Here is a 21711-nt window from a genome sequence, read left to right on the forward strand (position 1 = left end):
TAAACAATGAAAACGCGTAAATTAAATTTGGGTAAAGCAATACCAAAATCAACGCAGTTTAAAAAACAATTAAAATGGCATCAGGTTTTTTCGCACTATTAGATGATATCGCAGCAATCATGGATGATGTTGCAGTAATGAGTAAAATTGCAGCCAAAAAAACGGCAGGTATTTTAGGCGATGACTTGGCCGTAAATGCCGAAAAAGCTTCCGGATTTATTTCATCAAGAGAACTTCCTGTATTGTGGGCAATTGCAAAAGGTTCTTTCCTTAATAAAGTAATCATTTTACCCATCGCCTTTCTGTTGAGTGCTTTTTTACCTGTGGCTGTAATCATAATCTTAGTGCTAGGCGGACTTTATTTAGCCTACGAAGGTGCCGAAAAAATATACGAGTACTTCTTTCCACACGAGAATGCAAAGCACGAAATTTTAATGGAACCGATGACCGAAGAACAAATATTAGCTTTCGAAAAGGGAAAAATAAAATCAGCCATCGTAACCGATTTTATTTTATCAGTAGAGATTGTAATTATTGCACTGGGCACCGTAATTGGAAAGCCTATTTCATCACAAATACTTGTTGTTTCTATCATTGCAATAATCGCAACAGTTGGTGTTTACGGCATTGTAGCCTTAATTGTCCGAATGGATGAAGCAGGTTTAAAACTGATTCAACTGAGTTCCAAAGAAAAAAGTTTTACAAAAACGATCGGTACTATTCTGGTACAAGCACTGCCAAAGGTCATCAAAAGTTTATCCGTAATAGGCACAATCGCCCTGATATTAGTGGCAGGTGGCATATTTGTACATAATATCGATTTCTTACATGATGTATTACCGCAATTGCCGGCCATCGTAACCGAATTTATAATCGGACTTCTAATCGGGGGAATTGTTTTGGGAATAGTAACCCTGTTCAAAAAGATAATTGGCAAAAAGTAAGCAGCAATTGAATACACTTTAGCAGTATACATAATTTAAAAACAAGGAGAACATCAGTCGAAAGGCTGGTGTTTTTTTATGTCTTTTAGCAGCAGAACTATTCTAATTTTTCAAGACGAGTTGTCCCGCTGTCCGCAGTATCTTTTTATAAACGCAACCCTATCGGGTTACATTATAAAAAGGATACTTGCTCCCATCGGGGCTATTTGACAACGCGTTTTTTCCAGAATAAAGTTTTCGAAAAAAGTGCTTTATTAAAGTTTAGATTCTGTTATAAATCATATTGGAATAAAAAATTTGATCAATAATTTGTAAGAAAATTTTAATATATTTGTTTACTATATCGCCATAAAGTAGCGACAATCTACCCAATTACGGTTGTATAGTCGCTACTTTATAGCGAGTATATAAGTTATGTGCAACCTCGCGAGAAAACCGCAGAATTCAAGAAATAAAAATAATGATAGATAAAATTTACGTAAAATTTGGAAGTTCAAATGATCAACCAAATTTGGAAATTGATGTAACACTTATAACTGTATTTGTTGGTCCAAATAATTCAGGCAAAAGTAAAATTTTAAAAGAAATCGAAAATTACTGTCGTGTTTCCTTTGGGCAACCAAATGATTTGATTGTTTCAAAAATAGATTTTACGGCATATAGTGAAGTAGAAATTGAAAAAGAAATTTCGGAAATTGAACAAATTCCTGTAGTTGGTGAGAAAATTAATGCTGGAAATATCATAATAGCAAAAGTTGGTGCTCAAGAAAATCAAGCACAAAGAATACATATTCCTAAATCTGATTTAATAAGCCAAGCAATTAATCCTAATCAACGAAGTTATTGGTTTGGACAATTTTTAAGTATGTTTACTTTACGACTTGACGGCACAAATAGACTCAATCTACTTGCTCAGCAAGCCGCAGGAGATTTACAGAATACTCCGCAGAATCATATTAGTCATTTATTTATCAATGACAAATTACGTCAAGAAGTTAGAAGAATAATTTATGATGCATTCGGAAAGTATTATGTGATTGATCCAACAAATATTGGTACTTTAAGAATCAGACTTTCAGATAGAGAGCCAATAAATGAGAGAGAAGAAAAAGGTTGGGAAAATGAGTCAATAGATTTTCACAAAGCGGCTTTAGAAATATCACAAGCAAGTGATGGAGTAAGAGCTTTTAGTGGAATAATTACAACTATCTTAGCAGGCAATCCTAAAATCACTTTAATAGACGAACCCGAGGCATTTTTACATCCGGCTCTTTCGAATAAACTTGGAAAAGAAATCGGCAATTCTCTGAGACGTTCTGGAAAAAGATTATTTGTTTCAACCCATAGTTCAAATTTTTTAATGGGATGTATTCAATCTGGTTCTCCTTTAAATATCATTCGTTTAACGTATAAAAATCAAATACCAACCGCAAGAATTTTACCAAAAGAAAAAATTCTTCATCTTATGAGACATCCGCTTTTAAGATCGACTGGTGTACTTAACGGATTGTTTTTTGAATGTGTAGTAGTTTGTGAAGCTGACTCAGACAGAGCTTTTTACCAAGAAATCAATGAACGTCTTTTACTTCAAAATGATACTAGAGGAATTAATAATTGTTTATTTATAAATGCACAAAATAAACAAACTGTTTGGGATATTGTTAAACCTTTAAGAGAGCTTGGAATTCCTTCAATCGGTATTGTAGATATAGACGTTTTGAAAGATGGAGGTCAAGTCTTTGCCAAACCTTTAGAAGGTTCATTTGTTCCAAATCTTAATCATCAAGCATTTCAAAATCAAAGAGCAACATTACTCGCAAGTTTAAATGCGACAGGTAAAAATATGAAACGTGATGGCGGTATTGATATTCTCTCAGTCTCAGACAAAGAAGCCTGCAACAATTTTCTTGAACAACTTAAAGAATATGGAGTTTTTGTTGTGAAAAATGGCGAATTAGAATCGTGGCTAAAACCGCTAGGTGCAACAGGACACGGCTCGGGATGGCTAATTAATATTTTCGAACTAATGGGAGAAAATCCTGAAACGCCAAATTACACAATGCCATCAAATGGTGATGTTTGGGACTTTTTAGGAGAAATAAAAATATGGATGGAAAACCCGAATCGGAAAGGTATTCCTGAATAGAGGCAGCACATAACAGCTGTTTTGATATAGCTGGAATTTAGTGGAATTACCCTTTCGCATCAAGTTTTCGTTAATCCGAAAATTGAGCGGTTACGAACTTCCAGCCATCTCAAAGCAGCGGGACATCATGCTGTTAAAAAACCTCTTATTTGGATTAAGATCTTCAAATTTTCCTTTTCTACAATCCAAAACAAAGCCTTTTAAGAAAGTTCTTTTTTAGGCTATTAATTGTAAAAAGAACCGTTTCCAAATAATTAAAGAAAACCAATACACTAAAATAACTTATATATTCGGTGTATAGGAATCATCACCCCTTGCTTCAACATAACATTTTTGTCAGTAACACCCCAAACCGTAGTATCTACTATTTTTTTGGATTCGTTATCTTCAAAGAAAATTTTAATTTTCGAATGCTCTAGATTACCCAATGCTAAAGCCCTATTGAGTTCACTTATTCTCGTTTTTATTTCGTCCACATCCTCAAGAACATCTGTTTTGGGAAATTTAAGAAGAGCGATGTCTTCTTTATCAATAATTTTGAATTCATGTGTCATAATAGTAAAAATTTAATAAATTATTAAAGTGCAATAGTGTAGTAATGCAAAAACTTTACCAGTTTTTATTAACTATAGTACATACAAAAATAAAATCTCCTGATTTCTCCAAGTCAAAGTCTTGACACAATTAGTTAATACTCTTTATAATCCATACAACATATCCGGCTACTGCTAACACATTATCGCTAATTTCTAATTCTGAACGCACTGATCCAACGCTTAGATGCTATCTGTAACTCACTATATACATAACGATTATACTGCATGAAATTATATACAAATATATTTTAATCAGAATTAATTTGTAAATCCTCATTTATTAGATACATTTGAGTAATCGATTACATTATTCTCTTTTAATTAAATAGGTCCCTTTTTTATATTGACCTAACAATAAAAATCTATACAATAAATCAAATTAATAAAAATGAAAACGAAACTAATTAACCTATTATGTATTGCTTTGGCAGTTTTAATAACAAGCTGTTCTAAAAATATTGTCTCCAATAATTCAGAGTCCAATGAAACATATAAAAACATTGAATTCAAAATGGCAAAAGTCAAAGAACCCATAATTCCTAACAATACCGTAAACATAAAAGATTTTGGTGCTGTAAATGGAGGAACTGTTTTAAATACCAAGGCTTTTGCCGATGCCATTGCTGCTGTATCTAAAAAAGGAGGGGGGAAAGTGATTATCCCTCCCGGAATCTGGCTTACAGGGCCAATCATTTTGAAAAGCAACATCGAATTGCATGCCCAAACTGGTGCCTTAATAAAATTTTCAACGGATAAAAGTTTATATCCACTAATCGAAACCAGTTTTGAAGGATTAAATACTTGGCGTTGCCTCTCCCCTATTTATGGAAAAAACCTTGAAAACGTAGCCTTTACTGGAAAAGGAGTATGGGACGGTTCAGGAGAAGTTTGGAGACAAGTCAAAAAGAACAAACTTACTGAAAGTCAATGGAAAAAATTTGTTGCTTCAGGCGGAGTACTCAATGATAAAAAAGACAGTTGGTACCCATCGGAAACCTTTATGAATGCTTCTAAAGGTGCCGACCAAAATGTACGCCTCGATTTAAAAACAAAAGAAGAATTTGAAGCCATTCATGATTTTCTTCGTCCGGTAATGGTCAGTATTCAAAACAGTAAAAGAGTATTGTTTGACGGGCCTGTATTTCAAAATTCTCCTGCTTGGAATATTCATCCGTTAATGGTGGAAGATTTAATTGTTCGTAATGTATCCGTTCGTAATCCTTGGTTTTCTCAAAATGGGGATGGTCTTGATGTAGAATCCTGTAAAAATGTACTCATTGAAAATTCAAGTTTTGATGTGGGCGACGATGCCATTTGCATCAAATCTGGAAAAGACAAAGATGGTCGTGATCGTGCTGTTCCCTGCGAAAATATTATTATAAGAAACAATATCGTGTATCATGGACACGGAGGTGTTACTGTAGGTAGCGAAATGTCTAGTGGTGTAAAAAACATGCACGTATCGAATTGTTCTTTTATGGGAACTGACGTTGGATTGCGTTTTAAAAGCAACCGTGGACGTGGCGGTGTTGTCGAAAACATCTTTATCTCGGATATTTTCATGACCGATATTCCTTCACAGGCGATTTCTTTCGACCTTTATTACGGCGGGAAATCCATTGCAGAAACTTTGGCTGAAGGAGGAAATAAAATTAGTACCAAAATGGTTCCTGTTGATGAAAAAACGCCACAGTTCAAAAACATTTCTATCAAAAACATAACCATTTCCGGAGCGTATCAAGCCGTTTTTTTACAAGGTTTGCCTGAAATGAACCTTGAAAACATCGAAATATCTAATTTGACAGCAAAAGCAGATAAAGGTTTTTCAATCATTGATGCCAAAGGAATAAAACTTAACAATATCAAATTGGACATAAAAGAAAGTAATGTTTTTGACATTTATAATGGTAAAAATATGTCCTTAAAAAATATTGAATTTAATTCGACATCAGCTAAAGCGGTTACTATTAATGGAGCGGCTTGCGAGAAAATTGAATTAGTTTCTTCGCCTAAGTTGGATTATTCCAAAACAACCAGCATTGGAGACACAGTTCCTAAAGGAGCCGTAAAATTATAAACTAATAAAAATTATTTAATAACTTCATGGATAAAGCAACTCCGATTTCTACTGACTTCGGAGTAGTTCTTAAAATCTATTGGGATTACCCTGAAGCAATTTAAAGTTAAAAAACACAGTATCGCTATTTTCTACTCTTTATAAAATTCACTATTTTTGCAGTCTAAAATTTTAGTCATGCCAAATAAGAAATACAAAATAGCAGTCATTCAATTGAATCTTAATGATATTGCCGAAAACAACTTAAAAAAATGTTTAAGTTGGGTTCGTGATGCCGCTAAACTTGGTGCCGAAGTTATTTCGTTGCCGGAATTATACAGCAGTCATTATTTTTGTCAAAGCGAAGATGTAGATAATTTTGCTTTGGCAGAACCATTGTACAGCACTTCTTTTATTGCTTTTAGCGCTTTGGCAAAAGAATTAGGCGTAGTGATAATTGTTCCTTTCTTCGAAAAAAGAATGGCAGGAATTTACCACAATAGCGCATACATCATTGACACGGATGGTTCAGAAGCAGGATTGTACCGCAAAATGCACATTCCGGATGATCCCCATTTTTATGAGAAATTCTATTTTACACCTGGTGATTTAGGTTTTAAAACTATTCCAACTAAAAAAGGAAAGGTTGGAACGCTGATTTGTTGGGATCAATGGTATCCGGAAGCAGCTCGTTTGACGGCTCTACAAGGTGCTGAAGTATTGTTTTACCCAACAGCAATTGGTTGGCATCCAGCAGAAAAAGAGGAATATGGTGTAAACCAACATGGCGCTTGGATGAGTGTAATGAAAGGTCACGCAGTTGCCAATGGCGTGTATGTTGCAGCAGCAAACAGAATTGGTTTAGAACAATACCTTCCAGATACAGCAGGAATTCAGTTTTGGGGATCTTCGTTTATTGCGGGACCACAAGGCGAAATTTTGGCACAAGCCTCACACGATAAAGAAGAAATTCTTATTGCAGAAGTAGACTTGGACTTACAAGAAAATGTGCGTCAGAACTGGCCTTTCTTTAGAGACAGAAGAATAGACGCTTTTGGTGACATAACAAAAAGAGCGATTGACTAACTATGAGTACTACAAATAATAGAAGATTTCCTGCTGAGTGGGAAAAACAACAAGGCATATTGCTTTGTTTTCCACACAATGGAAAAGATTGGCCAGGGAAATACGAAGCTGTTCAATGGGCTTTTGTAGAATTTATAAAAAAAGTGGCCACTTTCGAGCCAGTCTTTTTAGTAGTTGCCGATGAAAACCAAAAAGAAAAAGTCACTACAATGCTAGAAACAGCTGATGTTAAACTGACTAACGTTTCGTACATCATTCATAAAACCAATAGAAGCTGGATGCGTGATTCGGGTCCAATAATCGTTAAAAACGGTGCCGAAAGAGAAGCTTTAAACTTTAATTTTAATGGTTGGGCAAAATATAAAAACATTCAATTAGACAAATTTGTTCCTGCCAAAGTAGGTGAATTTCTAAATATTCCTGTTACTCAAGTTTTATACAAAGGAAAACCGGTTATTGTAGAAGGTGGCGCTATTGACACCAATGGACGCGGTACTTTACTGACTTCGGAAGAATGTTTAATGCATCCTGATATTCAGGTTCGAAATCCAAATTTCAGCAAAGCAGATTACGAAGCCGTTTTTAAGGAATACCTTGGAATTACCAATGTGATTTGGTTAGGCGACGGAATTGAAGGTGATGATACCCACGGTCATATTGATGATTTGTGCCGATTTGTAAATGAAGATACAATTGTGACTATTGTAGAAACAGATCCAACGGATACTAACTACAAACCATTACAAGACAACTTAAAACGTTTGCAAAACTCCAAACTAGAAAATGGAAAATCACCTGTTATTGTGGTTTTACCAATGCCAAAACGCTTGGAATTTGATGGCTTGCGATTGCCTGCCAGTTATGCTAATTTCCTGATTTTGAATAATTCTGTTTTGGTTCCTACTTTTAACGACAGCAATGATAGAAAAGCTTTAAATATACTTTCAGAATGTTTTCCTGATAGAGAAATCATCGGAATTAGCGCTACTGATTTTATTTGGGGTTTTGGAACATTACATTGCCTAAGTCAACAAATTCCTGAATAAAAATTCAAGTTTTTATTTTTGCATAAAAAAAACACCAACATTATGCTGGTGTTTTTTAGTATTAAAACTGTTTAATTACTCTTTAGTAAAAGGTATTTTTCTACCATCACTCAAAATCATTTCTAGGCCATTTTTACTTTCATTAAATTGAAATTTAATTTCCGCTTGTTTAGACTCGAAAGTATCTTTTGCAATTCGTTCAACAGAAAACTTAGGATAATCCGTTATTGCAACATTTAGAATACTGTTCTTTTCTGAAAACACAATTTTCATTGGTGAATTTTTATTAGAATAAGTTCCTAAATATTCATCTAAGACAATGTCAACATCAATCATTCCATTGGTAGAAGTCCAACTATTATTACTTTCATTACTATCTGGAAGTACATGATCAGGATCTATTGTTATACTTTCAATTTCCTCTGTAGAATTATGTTTGAATGACCACTCAATATTTTTTTGCCAAACTTCTACAGGTAACTTAATTCGAGTTATTTTTCCATTTTTAGTTTTTATATCTAAAATTACTGGCATTGCCATCTTTTCGAAGTTTTCAATTGAAATTATAACTCCTTGTTTTGGATCATTTTTTATATATTTAATGGAGTTAATCCCTTGGTCTAAACGCCAGTTATATTGAAACCAACCTCTCCAAAACCAACTTAAATCTTCTCCTGCAACATTTTCGATAGTTCTAAAAAAATCATCGGGAGTTGGATGTTTAAATGCCCAACGTTCTACATACGTACGAAAAGCCAAATCAAAACGCTCCGGACCTAAAACTTGCTCCCGCAAAATCACTAATCCTGAACTCGGTTTTGAATAACATAAAAGGCCAATATTAGCTTCTTTCATGTTATCTGGCGAACTCATAATCGTTTCTAACTTTGGATTGGTATACCTTTCTGCTCTTTCGTGTAAATCAGTAATTTTTTCTTTGTATTCCCCATTATTAAAATCAACAGAACTTAGTGAATTAATAAAGGTATTGAATCCTTCATCCATCCAAGCAAACAAGCGTTCGTTTGAACCCACTACCATTGGGAACCAGTTGTGACCAAATTCATGATCTGTAACTCCCCATAAATCAATACCTTTTGATTCCCATCCACAAAAAACGATTCCTGGATATTCCATTCCACCTTCATTTCCAGCCACATTTGTAGCGACAGGATAAGGGTATTCTAACCATCTTTTCGAATAATTTTCGATAGATGATTTTGTATATTCGGTTGCTCTTCCCCAAGCATCATTACCGGCACTTTCTATAGGATATGCTGAAAGCGCTAATGATTTTTTACCACTTGGTAAATTAATTTTTGCACCATCTAATATGAAGGCGCCAGAAGAAGCCCACGAAAGATCACGTGCATTTTTAATTTTATAATGCCAAGTTTTTTCTGTTTTGAGAGCAGTGCTATTTGCAGCAGCGACAACTTCATCCCCAGAACGAATTAGTACCGTTTTATCACTTTTTGAAGCTTGTGACAAACGTTTTTGTTGCTCAGCAGAATATACTGCTGTGGGATTTAGCAATTCGCCGGAACAAACTACAATATGATTCGAGGGAGCAGTAATATTTACATCTAAATCGCCATACTCTAAATAAAACTCCGAAGCTCCTAAATAAGGGTTCGTGTTCCATCCACGTACATCATCATACACACACATTCTTGGATACCATTGTGCTATTGTGAATATTTTGCCATTTTTAGTCTCCAATACCCCCATTCTATCTGAACCTTCATTAGGAGCTATAAAAGAAAAATCAATTTTAATTTTTACAGTTCCTCCTTTAGCATTCAATCCTTGAGGGATAAAAACTTGCATTCTGGTATCAGAAATTACATATTTAGCAACAATTTCAGTCGCCTTTCCATTACTTGTCGCAATAACTTTAACCGATTTAATTTTATGACCTCCGTCAAAAATTTGACCCTGAGCGCCATTTCGACTTCCTGTAATGGGAACAAGTGCGTTTCCTCTTGAATCTGATTTAAATAAATTTTGATCTAAATTCATCCAAACAAAATTCATTTTGTCCGGACTATTGTTTGTGTAGGTTATAATTCCGGATCCGGTAATTTCATTATTTTGGTCATTCAGTCGTGCCGTTAATTGATAATCCGCTCTGTTTTGCCAATATTCTGACCCAGGCTGACCACTTGCTGAACGCGTAGTTGTTCCATTTTTGGTATAAAAAAACGGGGCAAAGGCATCATGGTAATCATACTTTGATTCTTCGTTAATGGTTGCAGTGATCGGAGTTTGTTGTGCCCAAATAGACGAAACTCCCAATAATAAAGTCAAATTTAATAGGACTCTGAAGTGGCTTTTTTTCATTTTCATTTTATTTATATCACAAATAAATGAAAAAAAAGAGAATTTAAAACTAGTTTCAAGAAAATTAGCTGAATTTTAAAGAAAATAAAATTAATTTCAATCCCAATTATTATTAAAAATTATAAAATATATTTACCATCTAAAATCAATTTTTAAATTAACTGGAACCTATTTTGACTACAACACTTAAAAACTCGAATCTAACCGCTGAAATAAAACACTTTGGAGCCGAATTATGTTCTTTAAAAAATAATAAAAATAAAGAATATATCTGGGAAGGAAATCCTGCTTTTTGGGGCAAGCACTCTCCTCTTTTATTTCCTATTGTCGGTACGTTAAAAAACAATTCTTATCAGTATAATGATACAGAATATCATGTATCCCGACATGGTTTTGCCAGAGATATGGAATTTGAATTAATTGATAAAAAAGAAAATAGTGTTACTTTTTCAATCCACTCTTCTGAAGAAACGCTAAAAGTGTATCCATTTGCATTTGAATTACAACTCATTTACACATTGAATGAAAAAAGTTTACACATTGAATATAAAGTTATCAATAAAGGAGCATCCCAAATTCCATTTTCTATAGGGGCACATCCAGCATTTGCTTTACCCGGAAATTTCGAGAACTATTCTATCGTATTCGAAAAGGAAGAACCGTTAGAATATTATCTTCTTGAAAATGATTTGATTTCAAATAAAACTAAAAAATTAGATGTTCAAAACAACCGAATTCCATTGACCTATCAATTATTCGAAAATGATGCGTTAATTTTTAAAACATTAAAATCAAATTCATTGACTATATTAGAAAATAAAAATCCTGTTTTGAGAGTAAATTTTAAAGATTTCCCAAGTTTAGGTATTTGGACAAAAGTGAACGCACCATTTCTTTGTATAGAACCATGGTTTGGTTATTCGGATACTGCCGAAAATTCTAGAAATCTATTTGAAAAAGAAGGAATTCAAATTCTGAACGCAAATCAAACATTCCATTCTGAATTTAGCATCGATATCCTTTAATTTATAAAGCAACGAAATATGTTATCCATAAATTTTAACCCCTTTCCGAATCTGGAAACCGAGCGTTTACTATTAAGACGTGTAGATGCAAGTGATGTAAATGAAATTTTCGATTTACGCTCTAATTCCGAAACTATGAAATACATTCCCAGACCTTTAGTAAAAACTATTGAAGATGCCTTGGAACACATTGATATGATTGACAATAAAATTGAAACTAACGAGGGAATCAATTGGGCAATTACGCTTAAAAATGACCCAAAACTCATTGGTATTATTGGACATTACAGAATAAAACCGGAACATTTTCGAGCCGAGATTGGTTATATGCTACTACCTGAATTTAATGGAAAAGGAATCATGCCTGAAGCAGTAAAAGAAGCTGTTCGATATGGTTTTGAAGTAATGCAACTCCATTCAATTGAAGCTATAATTGATCCGGAAAATTTTGGCTCTGAAAAGGTATTACAAAAAAGTGGTTTTGTAAAAGAAGCACATTTAAAAGAAAATGAATTTTATAATGGGCGTTTTTTGGATACTGTCATTTATTCAATTTTGAATAAAATCTGATTTATATTTTCAATATCTAATTCAGTATAAAATGATTTAGTATTTTTTTTGAAAGAATAATCTTTATATTTGCCTCCAAAATAAATGCATCTCCTAAGTATCGCGCAAACTTTATCATGAAAAAATTATTAGTAATTACAATTCTTATCTTTTCAATTCATTCACAAAGTCAAACCTATGTTAAGGTTAATGCATTAACTACTATGTTAGCAATTCCAAATGTAGGTATTGAAACTAGTATTGGAAAAAAATCTACTTTTCAATTTGACGTTTTAGCTTCTCCCTGGAAATCGATAGCTGGAAAGCCAAGAGAGTTTTACACATTTACCCCAGAATATCGGTACCATTTTAAAGAAAAACACAACGGATTTTATGTTGGAGCACATATTGGCGCCAGCATATTTAATTTTCAAAAATGGAATTATTTAAATACTAATCAATATGAAAAAGGTGTAGGCTATTTTGTAGGTTCAACTCTAGGATACCAAGTGAAAATCAATGACAAATTTATGTTAGATTGTTTCTTGGGTGGTGGATGGCATCAAGGTTTTTATAAAGGATATTATATAGGTACTAAAGAACGCTATGAAACTGCTGAAAAATACAACAAAAGCGGCGAATGGATCCCATATAGAGGAGGCGTTATGGTTTCTTATAAATTAAACTAAACTTACTTCAGCAATTTAGGCAATACTTTTAGGTATAAGTCTTCTACTTGTTTTCTAGCCCAATCCGTTTTTCGTAAAAAAGTCAAACTGGATTTTACAGTTGGATTATCTATAAAACATTTAATTTTTATAAGTTCCCCCAAAGTATCAAAGCCATAATATTCCACTAATTGTTCCACAATTTTTTGGAGTGTTATTCCATGAAGCGGGTCTTTTGATTTTGAATTTTCCATTTTGCAAATTTAAGTATTTATATAAAAACAATTGGTGTTTCGTAGATTTGTTTCTACCTTTGTATTCCTATGCTGAAAACAATAAATATCTACAATAAAAGAGCCAAATTCGACTATGAAATAATCGAGACATTTACTGCTGGAATTGTTTTGGCAGGAACTGAAATTAAATCCATTCGATTAGGAAAGGCTAATATTACAGAGAGTTTTTGTGAATTTAGTAACAACGAACTTTTTGCTATCAATACTTACATTGAAGAATATACTTTTGGAAATCAATTCAACCATAAAGCCAGAAGTGAACGTAAATTACTTTTGAATAAAAGAGAATTGAAAGGATTAATCAAAAGCGTTCAAGCCAAAGGACTAACCATTATTCCTTTGAAATTGTTTACCAATGAAAAAGGAATGGCTAAACTGCAAATTGGTCTTTGTAAAGGGAAGAAAACCTATGACAAACGCGAATCGTTAAAAGAACAAGATACTAAACGCGACCTTGACAGAATAAAAAAATCATTTTAAATTAAATTTTAAGTCAGATTTGTATTTTTCAACAAATATAAATGACTAAATTAGTCAAGACAATTTAAAACATTTTTATGAAATGAAAACACTACTCAAGAATGCAAGAGAACAAAAAGGACTCAAAACTAGAGAAGTGGCTCAACTTTTAGGAATTGATCAAGCCTTAATCAGTAAATTTGAAAGTGGTACCAGAAAGCCTACTAGAGATCAAGTTTTGAAACTTGCAGCTTTACTTGAAATCGATTTAGAAACAATAATGGTAGCTTGGCTTAAAGAAAAAATTCTTTATGAAATTGGTCATGATGAATTTGCATTAAAAGCTTTACTGGTTGCTGAAGAAGAAATAAGATACCAAAGTAAATCTGCGAAGAAAAAGGTATCTCCAACATTGCAAAAAATTTTAGATGAAATAGATTCCTTAAAGAAAAAATTAGATTCTTTTAGAGCTTTTGATAGTTCTCGAATTACTCAGGCATTAGAATTAGAATACACTTTTGAAAGTAATCGTATTGAAGGAAACACAATGACCCTTCGTGAAACTGATTTGGTCATCAATGAAGGTTTAACTATTTCAGGAAAAAGTATGCGGGAACATCTTGAAGTCATTAATCATCAGGAAGCGATTGCTTATATCAAAGATTTGATGAAAAAAAACGCTCCTATAAATGAACGAGAAGTGCTGTCCATTCACAATCTTATTTTAAGAGGGATCCATCCAGAAGATGCTGGTCGCTATAGAAAAATTCAAGTGATGATTCAGGGGAGCAGCCATATACCTTCACAGCCTCTTTTGGTTGCCAAAGAAATAGAAGATTTTTTCATTTGGTTTGAAACCAATAAAAACAACCTTCATCCTATAGTCTTGGCTGCTGAAATGCACGAACGTTTAGTTACTATTCATCCTTTTATTGATGGAAACGGAAGAACTTCACGCTTGGTGATGAATCTGATTTTGTTGCAACATGGCTATATAATTGCTAATATAAAAGGTGATTATGAAAGTAAAATGCAATATTACCAAGCACTTGAAACAGCTCAAACCAAAAATAACAACGATGATTTTTTACTGTTTATAGCTAAAATGGAAAAAGAAAGCTTAGAACGATATCTAAGTATTATTGGTCAATAAAAAACCCGCTATTTAGCGGGTTCCAGTATTAATTTCTGTCTTCTAATAGCGGTACAAATCGGAATTCTCCAAACTCATGTTTCTCGAATTGCGTTTCATTTTTTCTGATTAGTAAAGTCATAATTTGAACATCTTCCCCTAACGGAATCACCAGCCTTCCTCCTATTTTTAATTGCGCCATCAATGGCTGGGGGATAAATGGAGCTCCCGCAGTTACAATAATACTATCAAAAGGCGCGTAACTTGGTAATCCTTTGTATCCATCTCCAAAAGAAAGATGTTTGGGACGAATACCTAATTTTGGAAATAAAATAGAAGTTTGTTTAAATAATTCATTCTGTCTTTCTACGCTAAAAACTTTTGCTCCCATGGTACATAAAACAGCCGTTTGATATCCTGAACCTGTTCCTATTTCTAGAATTTTATGCTCTTTTTTAACTTCTAATAATTGGGATTGAAAGGCTACTGTGTAGGGTTGAGAAATGGTTTGACCTGCACCAATAGGAAATGCTTTATCTTGATAGGCATAATCTTCAAAACTGGAATTTAAAAACAAGTGTCTTGGTATTTTTTTTATTGCATCCAAAACACTTTTATCCGTAATGCCTTTTTGTTCTAAAACGCTTACTAACTGATTCCGAAGTCCTTGATGTTTGGCTGTGTCTTTCAAAATTTACTATTTTATTTTGGCAAAAATAGAAAACAATTTCTAATTTTAAATATTGAAAATTGAATTTAAAATACATTAAATAATTGTTCATTATCAATAAAAAATTAATCATTTTATTGCTATTTTTGTACAAATTACATAATTATGCTGAAAATTGGAGTATTAGGTGCAGGTCATCTAGGAAAAATACATTTGCGTTTATTACAACAATCAGAAAAATATGAATTGGTTGGTTTTTATGATGAAAATCTTGAAAATGGAGCTAAAATCGCTTATGAATTTGGCTACAAACAATTTGATACTATAGCCAAATTAATTCATGCTGTTGACGTTATAGACATCGTCACTCCAACGCTTTCTCATTACAAATGTGCTAAAGTTTCTATTAAGTCAGGAAAACACGTTTTTATTGAGAAACCCATTTCTACAACTGTTGAAGAAGCCGAAGAAATAATTGCTTTAGCCAAAGAATACAATGTCAAAGGACAAGTAGGACACGTAGAGCGATTCAATCCAGCGTTTATTGCTACCAAAAACATGATTGAGAATCCTATGTTTATTGAAACACACCGTTTGGCGGAATTCAATCCTCGTGGTACGGATGTTCCTGTAGTTCTTGATTTGATGATTCATGATATTGATGCCATCTTGAGTGTTGTAAAATCCAAAGTAAAAAATATTAGTGCCAGTGGTGTTTCAGTTATAAGTGAAACTCCGGATATTGCTAATGCCCGAATCGAATTCGAAAACGGTTGTGTTGCTAATTTAACTGCGAGCCGAATTTCGATGAAAAACATGCGCAAATCCCGTTTCTTCCAAAAAGATGCCTATATCTCCGTTGATTTCCTTGAAAAGAAATGCGAAGTGGTGAAAATGAAAGATGCTCCGGAAGTTCCTGGGGATTTTGATATCATTTTACAAAATGCAGAAGGTGTAAAAAAACAAATCTACTTCTCAAATCCTGATGTGGAACAAAACAATGCTATTCTTGACGAATTAGAATCATTTGCGAATGCTATCAACAACAATACTACTCCAGTTGTAACATTAGAACAAGCAACCGAAGCTTTAAAAGTGGCATACCAAATCATTGATTGTTTTAAGAAGTAATTATTAATGGAAAACAAATTAGAAATTAAGTTCAAAAATCAAAAACAATCTTTTGAAGTTTTAGAAAATGAAATTATTGTTGATTTAGATACTGCAAAACATAAATTAAAGTATAATATTCCATTAGAAGAAATCAAAACGACACAATATATCAATAAGACTAAAGAAGACTCAAGATCGATGTTATTCTATTTTTCTTTGTTTTTAAATACAACATTAATTTTATATTTAATTTCAGATTATTTTAAGTTTAGTCCAGTTTTGATACAAAGTATTCTTTTATCAACTTTGCTAACATTTGTAGCAATTATAAAGGCTTTTTTTGATGGGCATAATGAAAAGCATATCGATTCATCAAAACTTTTTTATTTTATATATACCAAAAAGAATGCTTTAGAAATAGATAAATTCATTGAATTAGTATACAAAAAACAAATAGAATTTTTTAGAAGAAAATATTTTTTGATTGATCCAATCTTACCATACAATGTTCAATATGAAAGATATATTTGGCTTTACAGCAATAAATATATTAATGAAAATGAATATGAAGTAATAAAAGAAGATTTAGATAAATACTTCAGCTTTAATCCAACCCTATAATATGAAAACAATAGCCGTAATCGGAGCAGGAACAATGGGTAACGGAATTGCCCATACTTTCGCCCAAAGTGGTTTTACCGTAAAATTAATTGATGTTTCCGAAAAATCTTTGGATAAAGGAATGGCAACAATTGCTGCTAATTTAGACCGAATGTTAACCAAAGGGACCATCACTCAAGAAGATGTAGCCAAAACAATTACCAATATAATCACGTATACAGATATTAAAGATGGCGTCGTAGGTGTTGATTTAGTTATTGAAGCAGCTACGGAAAATGTTGAATTAAAACTGAATATTTTCAAGCAATTAAACGAAGCTTGTTCTCATAATACAATTTTGGCAACTAATACTTCTTCTATTTCCATTACACAAATTGGAGCGGTAGTAGTACATCCGGAACGTGTTATTGGAATGCATTTTATGAATCCGGTGCCTATTATGAAATTGGTGGAAATCATTCGTGGTTACAATACGAGCGATGAAGTGACTAAAATCATCATGGACTTATCCGAGAAATTAGGAAAAACTCCTGTTGAAGTAAACGATTATCCTGGTTTTGTTGCCAATAGAATTTTGATGCCCATGATTAACGAAGCCATCGAAACGTTATACAACAAAGTGGCAGGTGTTTATGAAATTGATACGGTTATGAAATTAGGAATGGGTCACCCAATGGGACCTTTACAACTAGCTGATTTTATTGGACTTGATGTCTGTTTAGCCATTCTAAATGTAATGTACGACGGATTCAAAAACCCCAAATATGCACCTTGTCCCCTATTGGTAAATATGGTTCGTGCAGGAAAAATGGGGGTAAAAACTGGTGAAGGTTTCTACGATTATTCGGAAAGCAAAAAAGCAGAGAAAATTGCTAAACAATTTATTTAATATGTCAATACCACAAAACCTTCTCAAAATAAAATCCACATTACCGGAACATGTAACCCTTGTTGCGGTATCAAAAACCAAACCTGTTGCAGATTTGATGGAAGCTTATGAAGCGGGACAACGCATTTTTGGAGAAAACAAAATCCAGGAAATGGCTGAGAAATGGGAACAAATGCCTAAAGATATTCAATGGCATATGATTGGCCACGTTCAAACCAATAAAGTCAAATTTATGGCACAATTTGTGAGCTTGATTCATGGCGTGGATAGTTTGAAATTAGTACAGGAAATAAACAAGCAAGCACAAAAAAACAATAGAATTATTGATTGTTTGTTGCAAATGCATATTGCAGAAGAGGAAACCAAATTTGGACTTGACCAGGTAGAACTTACTTCTATGCTATCTTCAACTGAATTTCAGGAAATGAAAAACATTCGGATTGTAGGACTAATGGGAATGGCAACTTTTACTGATAATAAAGAACAAATCAAGAAAGAATTCACTCATTTGAAATCGATTTTTGATTCGATTAGTACAGACACGATGAATCACATCTCTACATTGTCAATGGGAATGTCTGGCGATTACCAACTTGCAATTGAGTGTGGTAGCACGATGGTTCGAATAGGAAGTAGTATCTTTGGGGGAAGAAAGTAATTTTTGATTGAAAAATTAACGATTTTTGAACCAAGCGACAGCGAAGCATTTCACCTGTTTCATAACTTCAAAATTAAACATTAAACAAAAAATTTGTACGCAATACTTGACATAGAAACCACTGGAGGACAATTCAACGAAGAAGGAATCACCGAAATCGCCATCTATAAATTTGATGGTCATGAAGTTGTAGATCAATTCATCAGTTTAGTCAATCCTGAAATTCCAATTCAGCCTTTTGTTGTAAAATTGACGGGGATTAATAACGCCATGTTGAGCTCTGCACCCAAATTTTTTGAAGTGGCAAAGCGCATAATTGAAATGACAAGTGATTGTGTCATAGTCGCTCACAATGCCTCTTTTGATTATAGAATCTTAAGAACCGAATTCAGACGATTAGGATACGATTTCGAAGCCAGAACACTTTGTACTGTTGAATTATCAAAAAAATTATTACCAGAGCAACCTTCCCATAGTTTAGGAAAACTCGTTCGCGCTCTTGGAATCCCAATGGCAGACCGACATAGAGCCAGTGGAGATGCTTTAGCGACGGTAAAATTATTTAAAATACTGTTGGATAAAGATTTAGAAAAAGAAATTGTAAAAGACTTCATAAAGTTAGAAATCGAAAAAGGAATCGCTCCAAAATTACTGGATATTGTTGCAAACTTACCTGCCAAAACGGGGATTTATTACATTCATAATGAAAAAGGAAATCTTATTTATATTGGCAAAAGCCGAAACATAAAAAAGCGCATCAACCAACATTTTACAGGAAGTTCAACTAAATGCAAGAAAATCCAAGCTGAAGTTTTCACGGTAACTTATGATGAGACAGGAAGCGAATTGATTGCTTTATTAAAAGAAAGCGAAGAAATTAAAGTCAATAAACCAATTCATAATCGAGCGCAAAGAAAAAGCCTTTTCCAATTGGCTTTGTATGCCGAAAAAGACGAAAAGGGATACCTCAATCTAAAACTTCAAAAAGCGGACGGTCGAAAAAAAGAAATAACTTCCTTTTCTTCATTACAAGAAGGAAAAGACGCATTGTTCAGAATCACTTCCCATTATAATTTATGCCAAAAATTAACCGGTTTGTATGTTTCAAAAACGAACTGTTTTCAATACAATATAAAAGAATGTGATGGTGCTTGTATAGGCAGTGTTTCTGCTGAAGAATACAACGCAAGAGTTCAGGGATTCATCGACAAAAACAGTTTTGAAAATCAAAATATGGTGCTTATCGATAGAGGAAGAACCATCAACGAGCGTTCTGCTGTTTTGATAGAAAATGGGATTTACAAAGGTTATGCTTTTTATGATTTAAATTATCAAATTAACAATATCGAAATCCTTAAAAATATTATAATCCCAATGCAAAGTAACCGTGACACCCGAAATATTATCCAAAGTCATGTTCGAAAAAGCAAAACATTGAAAATTATACGATTTTAATCATATTCTATTTATTATCAATTTAATATGAAAATAATAAAATCGAAATTTGATAGTTTTAGACATCAAACCAATATTATAATCTACGGAACAAATACGGCTTCCGGACGTCTGTTTGACCTTATTCTTTTAGGAGTTATTGTACCGAGTGTCTTCATAGTTATACTAGAAACAGTCAAAGGTTTTATTGAAAAATACCACCATGAACTCATTGTGCTGGAATGGATTATTACCATTTTTTTTACATTAGAAAACCTTCTTAGAATTCTGTCCATAAACAAACCTCTAAAGTACATCTTTAGTTTCTATGGCATCATTGATTTAATGGCTATTTTACCTATGTATTTGTCCTTTATTTTGACAGGAGCAAGTGTTCTAACGATCATTCGAGCCATTAAATTCTTGCGATTATTTAAGATTTTAAAACACCCGAAATTTTCTAGCCAATCCATTCGTTTAAAAGAAGCATTGATTACGAGTAAAGGCAAAATTCTTATTTTCATCTACTTTATGGTAATCAGCAGTATAATAATAGGTTCCGTAATGTATGTTGTTAAAGAGGAAGAAATCGGTTTCACTAGTATTCCCACCAGTATTTACTGGACTATTGTAACTCTTACAACAGTTGGTTACGGTAATATTTCACCTATTACACCTTTGGGACAATTCATTGCCTCCATCGCTATGATAATGGGATACAACGTTATTGCGGTTCCCACAGGAATTGTCACAGCACAATTTACTAATAATTTCCATAGAAAAACGGTCTCTGATAGAATTAATCCTTGTCCGAATTGTGGAACAGAAGGGTATAATAACGCAAAATACTGTTACCATGGTACAGTTTTAAAATAATACTAATTGAAGCTAATTCCAGCTGTACACTGCAACTCCTCGTTATCAAGTTGTTTTTCTAAGGCATAAAAAGAGCTTCCTTTGGTCGCTCTTTTACACCAAGAAAAAATAACTTTTACAACTCCGGGGTTTTCGTTTCCATCTGGGCTAAAAAAATATGAAGTACTTAATAACCATAATCGGACCAACGGCAATAGGAAAAACATCCTTGAGTATTGTATTAGCCAATTATTTCAAATGTGATATTCTCTCCTGCGACAGCCGACAATTTTTCAAGGAAATGACTATCGGTACAGCTGTGCCGAACAAAACAGAATTGGCGGCAGTTACACATCATTTCATCCAAAATAAATCCATATTCGAGAATTATACTGTTGGTGATTTCGAGAAAGAAGCCATTACCAAACTCGATGAATTATTCCTGACCAATGACTATGCGATTCTGGTTGGTGGTTCCGGATTATATGTAGATGCAATTCTGAAAGGTTTTGATGAATTTCCTGAAATCGACCAAGCAATACGCGCCGAAATAACTACTAATTATGAAAAATTAGGAATTGGATATTTACAACAAAAACTACAAACACTAGATTCCGATTATTACAAAAGTTTGACAATCGAAAATCCGCAAACTTTGCAAAATCCACAACGAATGATGCGTTTTGTTGAAGTGTGTTTGGGCTCTGGAAAACCATATTCATCTTTTTTAAACCAGAAGCAAAACACCCGCAAATTCACTCCTATTTTAATTGGTTTAGAAGCTGACAGAAAGATAATTTACAACCGAATCAATCAACGTGTTGACATAATGATGAGTGAAGGTTTATTGGCTGAAGCAAAAACAGTATTCCCCAACAAAGAATTGAATGCTTTACAAACAGTAGGTTATAGAGAAATATTCAGTTATTTTGACAGAGAAATTTCATTAGAATTTGCCATTGAAGAAATAAAGAAAAACACCAGACGATTTTCTAAACGACAACTCACTTGGTTCAAAAAAAATGAAAACACCAAATGGTTCGATTTTGAAACTCCGTATGAAGTAATTGTTGATTATATCACTTCCAAAAAATAAAACTTAAATCTAAGAATACTTTCATAATT

General features: G+C 33.3%; 21 protein-coding genes. 17 read left to right on the forward strand and 4 right to left on the reverse strand.

Annotation, left to right across the window (positions count from 1 at the left end; all coding sequences use genetic code 11):
- The first annotated feature begins 74 nt into the window (after positions 1–74).
- On the forward strand, positions 75–944 hold the full coding sequence (locus ACM55G_RS12530) for a DUF808 domain-containing protein (protein ID WP_416844279.1): 870 nt from the start codon (positions 75–77) through the stop codon (positions 942–944).
- Positions 945–1404: 460 nt separating this feature from the next.
- Positions 1405–3090 carry an ATP-dependent nuclease gene (locus ACM55G_RS12535; RefSeq protein WP_416844280.1) on the forward strand — a complete coding sequence of 562 codons (1686 nt, stop codon included), beginning with the start codon at positions 1405–1407 and terminating at the stop codon, positions 3088–3090.
- A 272-nt stretch (positions 3091–3362) separates the two neighbouring features.
- Here ACM55G_RS12535 and ACM55G_RS12540 read toward each other — a convergent pair whose 3' ends face one another.
- Positions 3363–3644 (reverse strand): hypothetical protein, encoded by a 282-nt coding sequence (locus ACM55G_RS12540; protein ID WP_416844281.1) that lies wholly within the window; start codon positions 3642–3644, stop codon positions 3363–3365.
- Between the two features lie 430 nt (positions 3645–4074).
- Between ACM55G_RS12540 and ACM55G_RS12545 the strand changes: the two genes are divergently transcribed.
- The 3 genes from ACM55G_RS12545 (at position 4075) to ACM55G_RS12555 (ending at position 7874) form a co-directional block, all read left to right on the forward strand.
- On the forward strand, positions 4075–5763 hold the full coding sequence (locus ACM55G_RS12545; RefSeq protein ID WP_416844282.1) for a glycoside hydrolase family 28 protein: 1689 nt from the start codon (positions 4075–4077) through the stop codon (positions 5761–5763).
- Between the two features lie 177 nt (positions 5764–5940).
- Positions 5941–6828, forward strand: a complete 888-nt coding sequence (locus ACM55G_RS12550; RefSeq protein ID WP_416844283.1) for a carbon-nitrogen hydrolase — start codon at positions 5941–5943, stop codon at positions 6826–6828.
- A gap of 2 nt (positions 6829–6830) precedes the next feature.
- Complete coding sequence (locus ACM55G_RS12555) at positions 6831–7874, forward strand: agmatine deiminase family protein (RefSeq protein ID WP_416844284.1); 1044 nt, start codon at positions 6831–6833, stop codon at positions 7872–7874.
- A 75-nt stretch (positions 7875–7949) separates the two neighbouring features.
- On the opposite strand, the gene ACM55G_RS12560 is transcribed toward ACM55G_RS12555, so the two are convergent.
- The gene (locus tag ACM55G_RS12560; protein WP_416844285.1) at positions 7950–10217 is read right to left on the reverse strand and encodes a M1 family metallopeptidase; all 2268 of its coding nucleotides are present in this window, start codon (positions 10215–10217) and stop codon (positions 7950–7952) included.
- 173 nt (positions 10218–10390) lie between these two features.
- Between ACM55G_RS12560 and ACM55G_RS12565 the strand changes: the two genes are divergently transcribed.
- From ACM55G_RS12565 to ACM55G_RS12575, 3 genes are all read left to right on the forward strand, one after another.
- Entirely contained in the window at positions 10391–11242 is an 852-nt protein-coding gene (locus ACM55G_RS12565) for an aldose 1-epimerase family protein (RefSeq protein WP_416844286.1), read from the forward strand.
- Positions 11243–11260: 18 nt separating this feature from the next.
- On the forward strand, positions 11261–11812 hold the full coding sequence (locus ACM55G_RS12570) for a GNAT family N-acetyltransferase (protein ID WP_416844287.1): 552 nt from the start codon (positions 11261–11263) through the stop codon (positions 11810–11812).
- A 116-nt stretch (positions 11813–11928) separates the two neighbouring features.
- Positions 11929–12480 (forward strand): DUF3575 domain-containing protein, encoded by a 552-nt coding sequence (locus ACM55G_RS12575; RefSeq protein WP_416844288.1) that lies wholly within the window; start codon positions 11929–11931, stop codon positions 12478–12480.
- A 2-nt stretch (positions 12481–12482) separates the two neighbouring features.
- Here ACM55G_RS12575 and ACM55G_RS12580 read toward each other — a convergent pair whose 3' ends face one another.
- The gene (locus ACM55G_RS12580; RefSeq protein WP_416844289.1) at positions 12483–12713 is read right to left on the reverse strand and encodes a VF530 family protein; all 231 of its coding nucleotides are present in this window, start codon (positions 12711–12713) and stop codon (positions 12483–12485) included.
- 69 nt (positions 12714–12782) lie between these two features.
- On the opposite strand from ACM55G_RS12580, the gene smpB reads away from it, so the two are divergent.
- Together smpB and ACM55G_RS12590 are read left to right on the forward strand one after the other, a co-directional pair.
- Positions 12783–13235, forward strand: coding sequence for an SsrA-binding protein SmpB (smpB, locus tag ACM55G_RS12585; RefSeq protein ID WP_035671685.1), 453 nt, complete (start codon positions 12783–12785; stop codon positions 13233–13235).
- Between the two features lie 82 nt (positions 13236–13317).
- Positions 13318–14367 carry a Fic family protein gene (locus ACM55G_RS12590; RefSeq protein WP_416844290.1) on the forward strand — a complete coding sequence of 350 codons (1050 nt, stop codon included), beginning with the start codon at positions 13318–13320 and terminating at the stop codon, positions 14365–14367.
- A gap of 28 nt (positions 14368–14395) precedes the next feature.
- Here ACM55G_RS12590 and ACM55G_RS12595 read toward each other — a convergent pair whose 3' ends face one another.
- A complete protein-coding gene (locus tag ACM55G_RS12595; RefSeq protein ID WP_416844291.1) occupies positions 14396–15037 on the reverse strand; it encodes a protein-L-isoaspartate(D-aspartate) O-methyltransferase in 642 nt (213 codons plus the stop codon).
- A 144-nt stretch (positions 15038–15181) separates the two neighbouring features.
- On the opposite strand from ACM55G_RS12595, the gene ACM55G_RS12600 reads away from it, so the two are divergent.
- The 7 genes from ACM55G_RS12600 to miaA all read left to right on the forward strand — a co-directional run bounded on the left by ACM55G_RS12600 (position 15182) and on the right by miaA (position 21682).
- Complete coding sequence (locus ACM55G_RS12600; protein WP_416844292.1) at positions 15182–16147, forward strand: Gfo/Idh/MocA family oxidoreductase; 966 nt, start codon at positions 15182–15184, stop codon at positions 16145–16147.
- A gap of 6 nt (positions 16148–16153) precedes the next feature.
- On the forward strand, positions 16154–16750 hold the full coding sequence (locus ACM55G_RS12605; protein ID WP_416844293.1) for a hypothetical protein: 597 nt from the start codon (positions 16154–16156) through the stop codon (positions 16748–16750).
- A gap of 1 nt (position 16751) precedes the next feature.
- A complete protein-coding gene (locus ACM55G_RS12610; protein ID WP_416844294.1) occupies positions 16752–17639 on the forward strand; it encodes a 3-hydroxyacyl-CoA dehydrogenase family protein in 888 nt (295 codons plus the stop codon).
- A gap of 1 nt (position 17640) precedes the next feature.
- On the forward strand, positions 17641–18297 hold the full coding sequence (locus ACM55G_RS12615) for a YggS family pyridoxal phosphate-dependent enzyme (protein ID WP_416844295.1): 657 nt from the start codon (positions 17641–17643) through the stop codon (positions 18295–18297).
- Positions 18298–18390: 93 nt separating this feature from the next.
- On the forward strand, positions 18391–19752 hold the full coding sequence (locus tag ACM55G_RS12620) for an exonuclease domain-containing protein (protein ID WP_416844296.1): 1362 nt from the start codon (positions 18391–18393) through the stop codon (positions 19750–19752).
- Positions 19753–19779: 27 nt separating this feature from the next.
- Positions 19780–20607, forward strand: a complete 828-nt coding sequence (locus ACM55G_RS12625; RefSeq protein WP_416844297.1) for an ion transporter — start codon at positions 19780–19782, stop codon at positions 20605–20607.
- Between the two features lie 157 nt (positions 20608–20764).
- Positions 20765–21682 carry a tRNA (adenosine(37)-N6)-dimethylallyltransferase MiaA gene (gene miaA, locus ACM55G_RS12630; protein WP_416844298.1) on the forward strand — a complete coding sequence of 306 codons (918 nt, stop codon included), beginning with the start codon at positions 20765–20767 and terminating at the stop codon, positions 21680–21682.
- Positions 21683–21711 lie beyond the last annotated feature (29 nt).

Source organism: Flavobacterium algoriphilum (genome assembly GCF_048158655.1).
In the GTDB taxonomy this organism is placed as follows: Bacteria; Bacteroidota; Bacteroidia; order Flavobacteriales; family Flavobacteriaceae; genus Flavobacterium; species Flavobacterium algoriphilum.